Origin of the sequence: Paracoccus wurundjeri, assembly GCF_030678915.1 — a bacterium.
GTDB classification, from domain to species: Bacteria; Pseudomonadota; Alphaproteobacteria; order Rhodobacterales; family Rhodobacteraceae; genus Paracoccus; species Paracoccus onubensis_A.
Genome location: NZ_JAUUTZ010000001.1, coordinates 214,031 through 226,783, shown reverse-complemented (window position 1 = coordinate 226,783; position 12,753 = coordinate 214,031). Strand labels below are relative to the sequence as shown.

At 58.7% G+C, this 12,753-nt stretch carries 16 protein-coding genes; 7 read left to right on the top strand and 9 right to left on the bottom strand.

Going from position 1 to position 12,753, the window contains the following annotated elements; genetic code table 11:
* Nucleotides 1-4: 4 nt before the first annotated feature.
* Nucleotides 5-1,402, top strand: coding sequence for an ammonium transporter family protein (locus Q0601_RS01270; protein WP_305286278.1), 1,398 nt, complete (start codon nt 5-7; stop codon nt 1,400-1,402).
* A gap of 110 nt (nt 1,403-1,512) precedes the next feature.
* On the opposite strand, the gene Q0601_RS01265 is transcribed toward Q0601_RS01270, so the two are convergent.
* Nucleotides 1,513-2,151, bottom strand: a complete 639-nt coding sequence (locus Q0601_RS01265; RefSeq protein ID WP_305286276.1) for a class I SAM-dependent methyltransferase — start codon at nt 2,149-2,151, stop codon at nt 1,513-1,515.
* A 226-nt stretch (nt 2,152-2,377) separates the two neighbouring features.
* Nucleotides 2,378-3,043: an ArsR/SmtB family transcription factor gene (locus Q0601_RS01260; RefSeq protein ID WP_305286274.1), complete on the bottom strand. Its 666-nt coding sequence runs from the start codon at nt 3,041-3,043 to the stop codon at nt 2,378-2,380.
* Nucleotides 3,044-3,114: 71 nt separating this feature from the next.
* Here Q0601_RS01260 and Q0601_RS01255 point away from each other — a divergent pair, with 71 nt between their 5' ends.
* On the top strand, nt 3,115-3,438 hold the full coding sequence (locus tag Q0601_RS01255) for an NIPSNAP family protein (protein WP_305286272.1): 324 nt from the start codon (nt 3,115-3,117) through the stop codon (nt 3,436-3,438).
* On the top strand, nt 3,435-3,785 hold the full coding sequence (locus tag Q0601_RS01250) for an antibiotic biosynthesis monooxygenase family protein (RefSeq protein ID WP_305286270.1): 351 nt from the start codon (nt 3,435-3,437) through the stop codon (nt 3,783-3,785). Before Q0601_RS01255 ends, Q0601_RS01250 begins: the two co-directional genes overlap by 4 nt.
* 129 nt (nt 3,786-3,914) lie before the next feature.
* On the opposite strand, the gene Q0601_RS01245 is transcribed toward Q0601_RS01250, so the two are convergent.
* The gene (locus Q0601_RS01245; protein WP_305286268.1) at nt 3,915-4,382 is read right to left on the bottom strand and encodes an Ivy family c-type lysozyme inhibitor; all 468 of its coding nucleotides are present in this window, start codon (nt 4,380-4,382) and stop codon (nt 3,915-3,917) included.
* 255 nt (nt 4,383-4,637) lie between these two features.
* Between Q0601_RS01245 and Q0601_RS01240 the strand changes: the two genes are divergently transcribed.
* Both Q0601_RS01240 and Q0601_RS01235 read left to right on the top strand, forming a co-directional pair.
* Complete coding sequence (locus Q0601_RS01240; protein ID WP_305286267.1) at nt 4,638-5,096, top strand: hypothetical protein; 459 nt, start codon at nt 4,638-4,640, stop codon at nt 5,094-5,096.
* 87 nt (nt 5,097-5,183) lie between these two features.
* Nucleotides 5,184-5,549 (top strand): DUF983 domain-containing protein, encoded by a 366-nt coding sequence (locus Q0601_RS01235; RefSeq protein WP_305286265.1) that lies wholly within the window; start codon nt 5,184-5,186, stop codon nt 5,547-5,549.
* Between the two features lie 69 nt (nt 5,550-5,618).
* Here Q0601_RS01235 and Q0601_RS01230 read toward each other — a convergent pair whose 3' ends face one another.
* The 4 genes from Q0601_RS01230 to Q0601_RS01215 all read right to left on the bottom strand — a co-directional run bounded on the left by Q0601_RS01230 (nt 5,619) and on the right by Q0601_RS01215 (nt 9,935).
* Nucleotides 5,619-7,883, bottom strand: a complete 2,265-nt coding sequence (locus Q0601_RS01230; RefSeq protein WP_305286262.1) for an adenosylcobalamin-dependent ribonucleoside-diphosphate reductase — start codon at nt 7,881-7,883, stop codon at nt 5,619-5,621.
* Between the two features lie 60 nt (nt 7,884-7,943).
* Nucleotides 7,944-8,825: a lyso-ornithine lipid O-acyltransferase gene (gene olsA, locus Q0601_RS01225; RefSeq protein ID WP_305286261.1), complete on the bottom strand. Its 882-nt coding sequence runs from the start codon at nt 8,823-8,825 to the stop codon at nt 7,944-7,946.
* A complete protein-coding gene (gene olsB, locus Q0601_RS01220) occupies nt 8,822-9,604 on the bottom strand; it encodes an L-ornithine N(alpha)-acyltransferase (RefSeq protein ID WP_305286259.1) in 783 nt (260 codons plus the stop codon). The genes olsA and olsB overlap by 4 nt, the downstream gene beginning before the upstream one ends.
* 151 nt (nt 9,605-9,755) lie before the next feature.
* Complete coding sequence (locus tag Q0601_RS01215) at nt 9,756-9,935, bottom strand: DUF3553 domain-containing protein (RefSeq protein WP_305286258.1); 180 nt, start codon at nt 9,933-9,935, stop codon at nt 9,756-9,758.
* A gap of 39 nt (nt 9,936-9,974) precedes the next feature.
* Here Q0601_RS01215 and Q0601_RS01210 point away from each other — a divergent pair, with 39 nt between their 5' ends.
* Nucleotides 9,975-10,607: a histidine phosphotransferase family protein gene (locus Q0601_RS01210; RefSeq protein ID WP_305286256.1), complete on the top strand. Its 633-nt coding sequence runs from the start codon at nt 9,975-9,977 to the stop codon at nt 10,605-10,607.
* Nucleotides 10,608-10,658: 51 nt separating this feature from the next.
* On the opposite strand, the gene Q0601_RS01205 is transcribed toward Q0601_RS01210, so the two are convergent.
* Complete coding sequence (locus Q0601_RS01205) at nt 10,659-11,924, bottom strand: glutamate-5-semialdehyde dehydrogenase (RefSeq protein ID WP_305286254.1); 1,266 nt, start codon at nt 11,922-11,924, stop codon at nt 10,659-10,661.
* 100 nt (nt 11,925-12,024) lie between these two features.
* Here Q0601_RS01205 and Q0601_RS01200 point away from each other — a divergent pair, with 100 nt between their 5' ends.
* Complete coding sequence (locus Q0601_RS01200) at nt 12,025-12,492, top strand: DUF1203 domain-containing protein (RefSeq protein ID WP_305286253.1); 468 nt, start codon at nt 12,025-12,027, stop codon at nt 12,490-12,492.
* 8 nt (nt 12,493-12,500) lie between these two features.
* Here the strand turns inward: Q0601_RS01200 and Q0601_RS01195 are convergent, their stop codons facing one another.
* Entirely contained in the window at nt 12,501-12,662 is a 162-nt protein-coding gene (locus Q0601_RS01195; protein WP_305286252.1) for a hypothetical protein, read from the bottom strand.
* Nucleotides 12,663-12,753: the final 91 nt, after the last annotated feature.

Below are 12,753 nucleotides of genomic sequence, written 5' to 3'. Positions count from 1 at the left end.
AATAATGGAATCTAACGCAGCCATGCTCTATTCAGAGCAAGTCACGCTGAGTTCGCTTGTGCAGAACCTTATCTACGGTTCTGGCGCGGTCGGTGCGATCCTTGTCGTCGTCGGGCTTCTGATGATCGACGCAGGCACGACCCGCAGCGAAAATCTGTACAATTCCACCGTCGAGAAAATGGTGGGGTTTTTTCTGGGTTTTACCACCTATTTCGTGATCGGCTTCGGTTTCTGGGCCGGACAATATTATATCATGGAAGGCGCGACGCTTGGCGATGCCCTTCATGACTGGTGGCTGGGCGGCAGCCTGGCCAACAGTCTGGCGCATCATACCGATCCGGCGATTTTCCCAGGATTGAACACATTCCAGATATTCGTGTTCTTCCTAGCCTGCTTTGCCGGGATCGTTAACGTCTTGCTGCATTTCTCGGTATCCGAGCGGATGACGGCGACCTCCTACTACATCACCGCGGTCGTGGCGACCATCGTGTCCTCGGTGCTGAGCTGGATCACCTGGGGATCTGTCGGTCCGCTGACCAATGCGGGATTCCACGATTTCTTCGGGGTCGGTTTCGTCTACCTGTTCCCGGCGGGGATGGCGGCGGCTCTGGTGCCGAAACTGGGGCAACGACCGGGCATGTTCGAGCCTCATCCCAAGGTTCCGTCATATAACGCGCCCAGCATCGGCCTTGCCGCGACCGGGCTGGTGACGATCTTTGCCGGATTGCCGATGGTGATCCTGTCATGCCTGTTCTTCTTCGACCCCGAGGCATTGGCCGTCAGTGTGACCATGGCGGATACCAGCGTCGGCATTGCGTTCAACAATTACGGCCTCGCCTGGGCGGGCGGTGCGATCACCGGGGCGATCATCTCTTACAGAACCAAATCCTATATCTATTTCCTGTTCGGACCGCTGGCGGGCTATGTGGCTTGTGCATCGGGCTTTGATGTCTATCTGCCGTGGCAGGCCTTCCTTGTCGCGCTGTTCGCGCCCGTCACATGTTGGGCGGTTTACGAATTCACGCTAAAGCGCGGCATCGATGAGCATAAGCTTTTCCCGCTTTTCTTCGGCGCAGGCATATATGGTTTGATCATGGTCGGACTCGTGAAGGCCGGAACACCTCGTGGCGGTTATTTCGGCATCGAAGAGGGCGCCTATGCGTTTCAGCACGGTCAGATCAGTCTTCTCATGCAGCTTGCGGGAATCGCGATATGTATCGGTGCCGGTGTCGTGACAGGTGCGATTCTGGCCTTCCTGCTGGAACGGACCGTCGGATTGTGTGTGCCGGTTGAAGATCAGGCTTCCGGCCTGGACGAGTTGTACTGGAGCCTGAAAACCGACGAGAAACCCGCCGCGCCACAACCGGCGACCATCTCGCCCGAGATCGGCAGAAGCGCCTGAACCACAATTTCCGCGACAAATACCGTCGCCGTCATCCGTTTTCCGGAACGGCGGCGACGGGCTGAAAACCTGCCCCCGCCACACAAGGCGAGATGCACATCCACGGCCACCTACCGCTTGCGCGCCACGATATAGGGGCGGGCATCCCTGCGCCCGGTTGCATGGCTTTCAGAGACAAGAATGTCGAAGCCTGCATCCCGTATATGCCGGTTCAGCTCTGCTGCCGCGAAAACATTCGCATAAGGCGCTTTGCCGACCATGCGCATCGCGGGTAACAAGGCAAACCCGATAAGCGGGTTCATATCGCCAACGCAGGGTGTCTTGGAAATGAAGAGGCCGTCAGCGGCTAGCAAGGCACGAATGCGGCGCAGAGCGTCTGGCAAGTCGCGGACCAGATGGAGATAATTGAATCCCAGTATCGCATCAAAGCCTGCCATATCCGGCACAACCGTTTCCACCGTGGCTATGTGAAAAACCAGTCCGGAGACGGGATTGGCCGCGCATTTTTCATTGGCAATCGCGATCATCTCCGCGGAAATATCCGTCGCAAGATAGCTTTTCACATCGCCCGCAAGCCGCAAAGCCGTCGTTCCCGTACCGCAGCCCAGTTCCAGCACCCGGCCCTCCGGTTCCAGCAAAGCGCGGGTCCGATCCAGGCTGCGCTCGTATCCGGCGTGATCCGCAATCGCCCCCTTGGCGTATTTCCGTGAAGCCCGGTCCCAGAATCTGGCGTCTTTTTCTGTGTTCATGATGCTCGCGGTACAAAATGCTCTCTGGCTGATCCGGCAATTCTCCCAAGGCATGGTAACAGAACGACGACAGCTGGGCCCCTCCGGTGTCCTGCGGAACATTCGCCGCGCGATAGCCTGACCAAGACGGGCATTTCGCCCCCCAGCGGATCATTGCAGTCTTATTGATGGGCCATCTATCCGAAATAAGTATCCTGCCGGAGATGGGTTTTGCTTCAGCCCTGCGCTACCGCAGCCAATCCAGAAAACGTCGTTCCCCATCCGGAGTAAATGCGATGACGCGGGACGCCGGCAAACGCCGCGCCCAGGACAGCGCCAGGATGTGGTCAAGAATCATCCTGCCCACCAGACCCGCAAGGTGATGACGGCGCTGGCTCCAGTCCAGGCAGGACCGGCAAAGCGGGCGGTTGCTGCGCGGCAATTTCGCCGGCGTCAGACCGATTGCGGCAAGATGCGTCCACCCCTTTTCGGTAATGGTCAGATCATCGGACAACCAGCCTCGCTCGCGCATCCGGTCGTGAAGTTCCACGCCCATTTCACCGGCAAGATGGTCATAACAGATCCGTGCCTTGCGAAGTGCGAAATCCTTTGGTCCGGTACGCAACGGTGGAACGGAATCGCTGGAAAACACCATCAGCGCCTCAAGCAAAGCCGCCACATGCGGTCCCTCAAGCTGGAAATAGCGGTGACGCCCCTGCGCCTCCACCCGCAGCACCTCGCCATCCACCAGCTTCGCCAGATGACTACTGGCTGTCTGCTTGGTGATCCCGGCAAGGCCGGCAAGCTCGGTCGCGGTCAGGGCGCGACCATCCATCAATGCCAGCAGCATGGAACAGCGGGCGGGATCTGCGACCAATGCGGCAATGCGCGCGATATCCGGACCTTCTCTCATGGTTCGATATTAACCGAACCATTACGTATCGGCAATCTGCTATCCAGATGACAGCAAGGAAAGGCCAAGACATGATAACCTGCATCATCACCTATGATATAGATCCGAACCGGCGTGACCTGTTCGAGGAATATGCCCGCAACTGGGGACAATGCATTCCGCGTTGCGGGGCCGATCTGTTCGGCTATTTCGCGCCGCATGAAGGATCGGCAACGACCGCTTACGGGATATACTCCCTGCCCTCTCTGGCGGAATACGAGGATTATCGCGCCCGATTGGCAGCCGATCCTCTGGGACGCGAGAATTACGAATTCGCCCGCGATCAGGGTTTCATCCGGCGCGAAGATCGCCTGTTCGTCAAGATGGCCTCGGCGCCGCATGGGGTGCACCCATGATCGCGGTCATCTTCGAAGTGGAAATCACCACGGAAACCCAAAGCGAATATCTTGATCTGGCTGCCCAGCTTCGCCCCTTGCTGGAAGACATAGACGGGTTCCTTTCGATCGAGCGTTTCCGGAGTCTTACGAATCCCGATAAAATTCTGTCGCTGTCCTTCTGGCGCGACGAAGCCGCCATCGCGCAATGGCGCAACCTGTCAGAGCATCGCGCGGCACAGACGGCCGGCCGGGATCACATCTTTGCCGATTACCGTCTGCGGATCGCCAATGTTTTGCGCGATTACGGCATGAACGCCCGAGACGAAGCACCGGCAGACAGCCGCAATATCCATTCCGGCGGCTGAGCGGCTGCCCGGTGATTGCCGTCATATCTGACCGGCTCCACCTCTGCCCTTCTTCATTCAAATATCCAGCGCATCACCGTCAACCGGCGCAGCACTGGTTCAGAAAGCCATCGGCGAAGACGCGGCGTTTTACTGCGCGTATTGAAAATCCTCGGGGTGGTTCTCGATACTTCCGGTCACTGCGGCGAATAACAGGGTCTTGCCGTCGATCGATTCCGGCCCGCCGCCGATATTGAGCCAGGTCAGCGTCTCGCCGCCGCTTTCCTCATCCTCGGCGGTCAAAAGGCCATACATCGTTCCGGATTGTTCCTCGTAAAGCACCGCGATCTTGTGAGCGCCGCATTGATGCTGCTCGCAACCGGTCATGGCCAGATATTCCTTGCCGTCAAAACTGACCCGCTGACCCGGAGATGTCACCGCCTTGGACTTGACCCAATCGGGCAATTCCACGTCCCCGGCCATGTCATCGAATGCCGCTTCCATCTTTTCGTCCGCGGTCAGATCGGCCAGGGACGGTTCGGTCTTTTCACTTTGGGCGAATGAGGTCGCCGGCAGGGAAAGCACAAGCACGATCAGGGCACAGAATCTGGTATTCATCGGTCGGACCACGGTTCTTGTTTCGGAAATTGGCGGAATGTCTTTCGCCGCGCCTCACGAAACTAGGCCAGACGAACGGGCGCAGCAAACGAATTATATGTGATGGCACCGCTGGGTAAAGGGGGTGGCTGCGCCCTGCCCGCAACTCTTATGGCCAAACTTCGCCAGCAGCAGCAAGGCGCCGGGAACTGTGTCTTGCGTCACATCCGCATTCATGGGCAATTGGGAGACGACGCACCATCCCCGGAGGAAAAATTGAAACCTGCCGTATTTGTCGCCCTATTCGCCACATTCCCTGCCACGCTTCTTGCCGACGAGAATTACAGCAGTCTGCCGATGCGGGAGCTTCTTGATCAATGCGAGACGGCGCTTGAGAGCGATCCCTCCAGCGATGCCGCAAAAGAAATCGGGGAAGAGCTTCTGAGCAGGGAAGGTGTGATCTTCAATCTGCAGGACTCGACCCGCGGAATGGTCTGTCTGGAGAAAATTTATGAGGACGAATTTGCCTTCGATCCGCCGTCGGGAAGATTCATGAAGATGTCCGAGGCGGCCTCTGTCGAGGGGAATCGTCCCGAACGACCGCAACCCGGAACAATGTATGAGCGCCGCCTGAGATCGGCCTGTTATGCAAAGCTTTCGGAAGACGAATTTACCGCATTGACCGAACCGCTATGCGCGGATTTCTTCAAATCGGAAGGCTTGAGCGGCCAATAAATCCGCCGGGCGTGGTCACGTCCGCCCGGAATTTGCTATCGTCGGCCGTGTCAGCATGGCTGACGTGATATGAGGGCGAGGCTGGACATGACGGAATCCCAGGAAAGAAAAGCGGCCGTTATTCGTGGGTTGATGAACCGTTGCCCGAATTGCGGGGAGGGAAAACTTCTGACGGGCTATCTGACGATCTCTCCTGAATGCGAAAACTGCAAGGCTCCGCTTGGAAATTATCGGGCCGCGGACGGTCCGGCATTCTTCACCATGACGATCATGCTATTGCTTTTGATCCCGCTGATCGGCTTTACTTGGGTGCTGTTCAGGCCAAGCCCGCTGACTCTGCTGCTCATCGTTGGCCTGATCACGACGCTTCTGACCCTTGTGTTGCTGCGGATCGTGAAAGGCGCATTCATCGGTTATCTCTGGTCCCATCAGGAGCAGGATCCCGGGGCGTAGTTTTCGTTTACAAGATATCGCGGCGCCCGGTCGGCATCCAGTTGTCGCCGGTTCGGAATGCTCCTGTGCCTATCCGCATTTCGAATGGCCGCAATTCGGGCAGGTCATGCAGCCCTCAAGCATTTGCATGCCGAATTGCCCGCAGCTTGGGCAGGCCGGGCCTTTCGGGCGTTCCCCAACGGCCACGACCTCTGCTCGCGGATCGGATTTCAGGCCCATTCCCTCACCTGCCAGAAACCCGGTCGAGATCATATGTCGTTCGATCACTCCGCCGATCGCCGCCAGAATGGACGGCACATAACGGCCCTGCATCCAGGCGCCGCCGCGCGGATCGAACACCGCTTTCAATTCCTCGACCACGAAAGACACATCCCCGCCGCGACGGAACACCGCCGAGATCATCCGCGTCAATGCGACGGTCCAGGCGAAATGCTCCATATTCTTCGAGTTGATGAACACTTCGAAGGGGCGGCGATGTCCGCCCTGCACGATGTCATTCACGGTGATATAGATCGCATGTTCGCTGCCCGGCCATTTCAGCTTGTAGGTCGACCCCTCCAACGCGGACGGCCGGTCAAGCGGCTCTGTCAGATAGACGACATCGGCGCCCTGATCGGCTTCGGGCGCGGCCTCGGTTTTTTCGGAAACGGACAGGACCGAACCCGTCACATCATTCGGGCGATAGGTCGTACAGCCCTTGCAGCCCAGATCCCATGCCGCAAGATAAACATCCTTGAAATCCTCGAAAGAGATATCTTCGGGGCAGTTGATGGTCTTGGAGATCGAGCTGTCCACCCATTCCTGCGCCGCCGCCTGCATGGCGACGTGATCGCGGGGCGCAAGGGTCTGCGCATTCACGAAGTGATCCGGCAGGGGTGCGTCGCCCTTCAGATCGCGCCACATCTGCACCGCGTAATCGACCACCTCTTCCTCGGTACGGGAACCGTCCTTTTGCAGCACCTTGCGGCTATAGGCATAAGCGAAGACCGGTTCGATCCCGGAACTGACATTGCCCGCATAAAGGCTGATCGTCCCGGTCGGCGCGATCGAGGTCAGAAGCGCGTTACGGATGCCATGCGCCGCGATGGCGTCACGCACATCCACATCCATCCGCTGCATGAAACCCGACTTCAGGAACTCATCCGCATCGAACAGCGGGAATGCCCCCTTCTCACGCGCCAGATCGGCGCTTGCCAGATAGGCCGAACGCGCAATTGCCTTCATCCAGACCCGCGTTTGCGCAGCCGCATCCTCTGCCCCGTATCGCAGGCCAAGCATCAGCAAGGCATCCGCCAAGCCGGTGACACCAAGCCCGATCCGGCGTTTGGCCTGTGCTTCAGCGGCCTGCTGATCCAGCGGGAATTTCGAGGCATCCACCACGTTATCCATCATCCGCACGGCAGTCCGCACCAGTTCGTCAAGCGCCGCCTCATCCAGCCTTGCGGCATCCGAGAACGGTTCCGTCACCAGCCGGGCCAGATTGATCGAGCCCAACAGGCAGGCGCCATAGGGCGGCAATGGTTGCTCGCCGCAGGGATTGGTCGCCGAGATCGTCTCGGCGTAATGCAGATTGTTCGCCTGATTGATCCGGTCGATGAAGATCACGCCGGGCTCGGCGTAATCATAGGTCGCGCGCATGATCCGGTTCCACAGATCGCGCGCCTGCAAGGTCCGATAGACCTTGTCGCCGAATTTCAGATCCCATGTGCCGTCGACCTTCACGGCCTCCATGAACGCATCCGTGACCAGCACCGAAAGGTTGAACATCCGCAAACGGGCGCTGTCCTGCTTGGCCTCGATGAATTGTTCGATATCCGGATGATCGCAGCGCATCGTGGCCATCATCGCACCGCGCCGGCTGCCCGCCGACATGATCGTGCGGCACATCGCATCCCAGACATCCATGAAGGAAAGCGGCCCCGAGGCATCCGCCGCCACGCCCTTCACCTCGGCCCCCTTGGGGCGGATGGTGCTGAAATCGTAGCCGATCCCACCACCCTGCTGCATGGTCAGGGCGGCTTCTTTCAACATGTCGAAGATGCCGCCCATATTGTCGGGGATCGTCCCCATGACAAAGCAATTGAACAGCGTCACCGTCCTGCCTGTTCCCGCTCCGGCCAGAATCCGGCCTGCGGGCAGGAATTTGAAATCCTCGAGCGCGGCATAAAAACGATCTTCCCAGATCTCCGGCTCTTTCTCGACCTGTGCAAGATCACGGGCAACGCGCCGCCAGCTATCCTCGACCGTTGCATCTACAGGTTGCCCGGCGGCATCCTTCATCCGGTATTTCATGTCCCAGATCTGTTCGGCAATTGGGGCGGCAAAACGAGTCATCTGGCTTCCTTGGCGGCAATGGCGGAGGGGGATACAATATATGGTATTATGGCGGCAGATTCAATCTTGATTATCCGCTTCTCCAAGCGCGGCATCAAGCCCTTCACGCACGGATTCACCTGTCTTCAGGGCCAATGTCTTCCGGGTTTCTCCGGCAACCGGAACGGGCGGAAGCAGAACCACCTCGACCCGGCCCTGACGCGGCGCGGACAGCACCGTCAGCAAATGATCCCCCAGCCCCATATCACCCCACCAGCCATAGAATCGCGGGTCGCACCCGCTGGGCGCGTGATAGGCAACGCTCATCGGTTGAATCGCCAGGGCTTCGGGCAGTTCGGGATCCAGAAAACCCTGAAACAGCGTCGGTTTGAACGGCAGGACCCGCCGCCCATCGGTCGAGGTTCCCTCGGGGAAGAACAGCAACCGATGACCCGCCCGCACACGCGCGGCGAATTCCCTTGCCTGCTGCCGGGCGAATTTCGGATCGCGAACCACGAAATGGGTATTGGTGACCGCAGTCAGGATATTGATGCCCGGCCAGCCGCGCACCTCGGCCTTGGAAACGAAGAAGATCGGCAGCGCCGCATTCATCGTCAGGATATCCAGCCAGCTTGAATGGTTCGCCACGATGGCGCCGGGACCGCGCATGGGCAGCCCTTGGCAGCGCCAGCCAAGCCCGATGCAAACCAGCACCAGACGGCAGACGATCTGAACATGAGGCCCGGTCCAGGGGCGGCGAGGACCATGAAGCAACTTTTCGATTCCGCGCATCGGCAGGATCAGGATCACACCGATCAGAAGCACAAGAATCGCAGGTATTCCACGGCGCATAACCCGCCACCAGCCCAAAAACCCCGCCGGCCGCGCCAAGGCAGGAACGTCATCGCTTCGCCATGTCATCTCACCCCGGACGGGTTCGATGCGCTCACGTGTTCCGCTCATTGCCCTTGCCAGCGGCTTTCGTAAAATTTCTTGTGCTTTTCGGACATGGCCGCGGTATCCATCAGAAGGAAAACATCGGTCGTATTGAAATCCCGGTCGATATAAGCGCCATCCCCGACCCGGCCACCAAGCCGGAGATAAGCCTTGATAAGCGCAGGCATGCCGATCATCACCTCGCGCCGGTCAAGCTGGTCCGGAGGGATCAAATTCATCGGCTGATAACCTTCTGCCCGGGCCGTGGGGCGCAATGTCTCATCGGCAAGGTGATGATGGTAAAGCCAACTTAGCGACGGAGCCAGTATCCCGGAATCAGTACCATGAAAACTGGCCACGCCGAACAGCAGTTCTATCCCCAGATCAAGAACGTAATCGGCCAGGGCGTTCCACAGCAGAAACATCCCCGAACCACCCCGGTAATCCCGATCCACGCATGACCGGCCAAGTTCGAGAAGAGATCGCCCCGAGGTACGCAATCTGGTCAGATCATATTCGCTATCGCAATAGAAACGGCCGAACTCTTCCGCCCGAAGCCCCGGTAAAAGCCGATAAGCCCCTACGACATGATCCAGCGCATCCGTGCTGCGCCGTTTATCGATCAGGCAGAGATGATCAACGACGGGATCGAACTCGTCCCGCTCAAGCCGATTCTCGTGATCCACCAAAGGGCCATCGCCACCAAGCTCTTCGACAAAAACCCGGTAGCGCAGCCTTTGCGCCGCGCGCAGATCACGCTCACTCGTGGCAATGCGGATATCGAAATAAGAAGGGTCGGATTTCATCGGACCTGCCGGTATTGCCGAAATGCGCTCAGGATTGCTGTCTAAATGTGCAAATGTCGCATTGCAACCAAATGCAGGATCCTGTTACACGCAAAAGATGCCGTAATCAGGCATAAAACAACCCAAAGAAGAGTAATTATTGGTCACAATGTCACGATTGATTCCACCGCAGGATCTCCAGAGTAACCCTTTTACCGTCGATAACCTGCTTTCCGGCGTTGGTAAAATTCACGGTAATCCGGTCGCCGATACGCGATTGCACCTGTCCTTCTCCCCATTCCGGAGCACCGGGATGCCGGACGATCATTCCGGGTTCGAGAAGTTCATTCATGATTAATCCTTTGATGTCAGGTTCAGAAGGTACATTCTGATGAGTGCCCATACAATGCGTATCGATCCCCGCCAGTTGGCGACACTGGTTGGTTCCCGGCTGTGTCATGATCTTGTTTCTCCGATCGGAGCGATCGGCAATGGCATAGAACTGCTTGAACTTTCGGACGAGTTTCCCGGCCTGACCCGGACGCCCGAAATGCGTCTTATCGCGGATTCAGTCAGTGCGGCCCATAACCGGCTTCAATCTTTCCGGATCGCTTTCGGCCATGCCTCGGCGGATCAGTCGATCACCGCCGCACAACTGAAGAAGCTGCTATCCGGCATGACGGCGCAGCATCGGATCAAGGTTGATCTGATCGCCTATGGCACATTTCCACGCGATCGCGTCCGGATGGTTTTGCTTGCCATGATGTGTCTTGAACATGCCTTGCCCAAGGGCGGAAATGTCATGGTACGGCATTCCGAAACCGGCTGGAAACTGACGGCGGAAGCCGAAGAAATCCGGGCCGATACCACCCTGTGGGCCTGGCTGGATCAAAGCGAAACGCTACCGCAACGCAGCCCCTCGCCCTCAGAGGTTCAGTTTCTCCTGCTTGCGGAAGCGGCGGCGGATTGCGGTCGCGCATTAAGCTGGAAGCTGACCGGGCGCAGCGTCGGAATCGCGTTCTGACATTCGAAAAGACCGCCCCAGCCAAAGGGGCGGTCCCGCCAGAGAGCCGGCCTAGCTCCTGATCGTTCCCTGCCCCGTGACCTGATATTTGAAGCTGGTCAGTTGCTCGGCTCCCACCGGGCCGCGGGCATGCAGTTTTCCGGTCGCGATGCCGATTTCCGCCCCCATGCCAAATTCGCCTCCATCCGCGAATTGCGTCGAGGCGTTCCGCATGAGGATCGCACTGTCCAACCCGGCAAAAAACGCCTCGGCCGTCGCATCGTTGCCGGTCAGGATCGATTCAGTATGCTGGCTGCCATATTTCCGGATATGCGCAATCGCCTCGTCAACGCCATCCACAAGCCGGACCGCGATGATCATATCCAGAAATTCCCGCCCGAAATCATCAGGCTGCGCGCGAACGGTTCCCGATATCTTCGACAACTCGTCTTCCGCCCGGACCTCTACACCGGCGGCGATCAGATCCTCGATGACGGTGGCCCCGTGTTGCGTGTAAAACCGCCAGTCGATCAGCAGGCATTCCGCCGCACCGCAAATGCCCGTGCGCCGCGTCTTGGCATTCAGTACCACCTTGCGGGCCATTTCGGGGTCGGCATCGCGATCCACATAGATATGGCAGATCCCTTCAAGATGCGCGAAGACCGGCACCCGCGCCTCTCGCTGTACAAGCCCGACCAATCCCTTGCCGCCACGCGGAATGATGACATCGATCAGCCCCTGCGCCGTCAGCATGGCACTGACCGCCGCACGGTCACGGGTAGGGACAAGCTGAATCGCTGCTTCCGGCAGTTTCGCCTGACGCAAGCCTTCGACCAGACAGGCATGGATCGCTTCCGACGAATGCAGGCTTTCCGAGCCGCCGCGCAGGATGACCGCATTCCCGGATTTCAGGGCAAGCGCACCGGCATCCGCCGTCACATTCGGACGGCTTTCATAGATCACGCCCAACACCCCGATCGGTGTACGGACACGCTGGATATGCAATCCGGTCGGACGGTCCCATTCATCGATGACCGCACCGATCGGATCCGGCTGCTCGGCCACGGCGCGCAAACCGTCCTCGATCCCGCGCAACCGGTCGTCATCCAGCCGAAGGCGGTCGATCATTGCATCGGACAGGCCCTTTTCGCGGCCATATTCCAGGTCGCGCGCATTCGCCGCAAGAATTTCGGGCGCGCGTTTACGAATTTCATAGGCTGCGCCGATCAACGCGGCGTGTTTCCGTTCGGCTGGGGCTTGCGCCAATTCCGTCGCGGCCGCGCGCGCGGCTTCGCCCATTTTCGCGATCAACGCCTCTGCTTCGACCATATCCTTCATCGCATGTCACCCAGTTTGCCGAATGAGACGCCCGATTTCTGCGCCCCTGTATTTCGCCTGTTCTACATAAACAGGTCTGTCGCAAAACAGGAGTCCCGAAATGCAAATCCGTTTCCGTCCGATCCCGACCGCGTTGGCACAGGCATGGCGCAACGGCGCAGCTGACGCCTATGGTCTGGCGCCCGAACATGTCGCGGCCTCACCCGGCAATGGCACGCCCTGCCGTCACTGCATGGATCAGGTGCCGGAAGGCGAACCTTATCTGATCGTCGCGCATAGGCCATTCGAGGGGCTGAACCCCTATACGGAATCCGGCCCGATCTTTCTTTGCGCCGCGGAATGCGCGGCAGGCGGGCCGGATTTCCCCGCAGGCTTTCTGCGATCAGAGCAATATATCGTCCGCGGCTATTCCGCCGATGAACGTATCGTCTATGGAACCGGCGGAGTCGTCCCGACCGGACAAATCGAGGCCCGGTGCCGTGAACTCTTCACGCGGGACGAGATCGCATTCATCCATATCCGCTCGGCCAGCAATAATTGCTTCCATTGCAGGGTCGAGCGCGGATAAGCCGATAATCAGGCGGCGCGGATCCCGGCCCGATAGGCGTCGAATTCCGTGACGATCCGGCGTGGCTGCTCTTCACGGCTGAAATAGCCGAACATCTGCTCCAGAGCGTTGTCGGCCTCTTTTCCGTTCTGACGGCTGGCGATGCTTTGCGGTTGTGTATCTTGGCTCATATCTGAATCTGCCATATTGGAGTTATCCTCCCGCACCCGTGCAGATAAGAAAGCCGAAACCCGAATTCCAGTGCCGCGACGTGGCGTCACA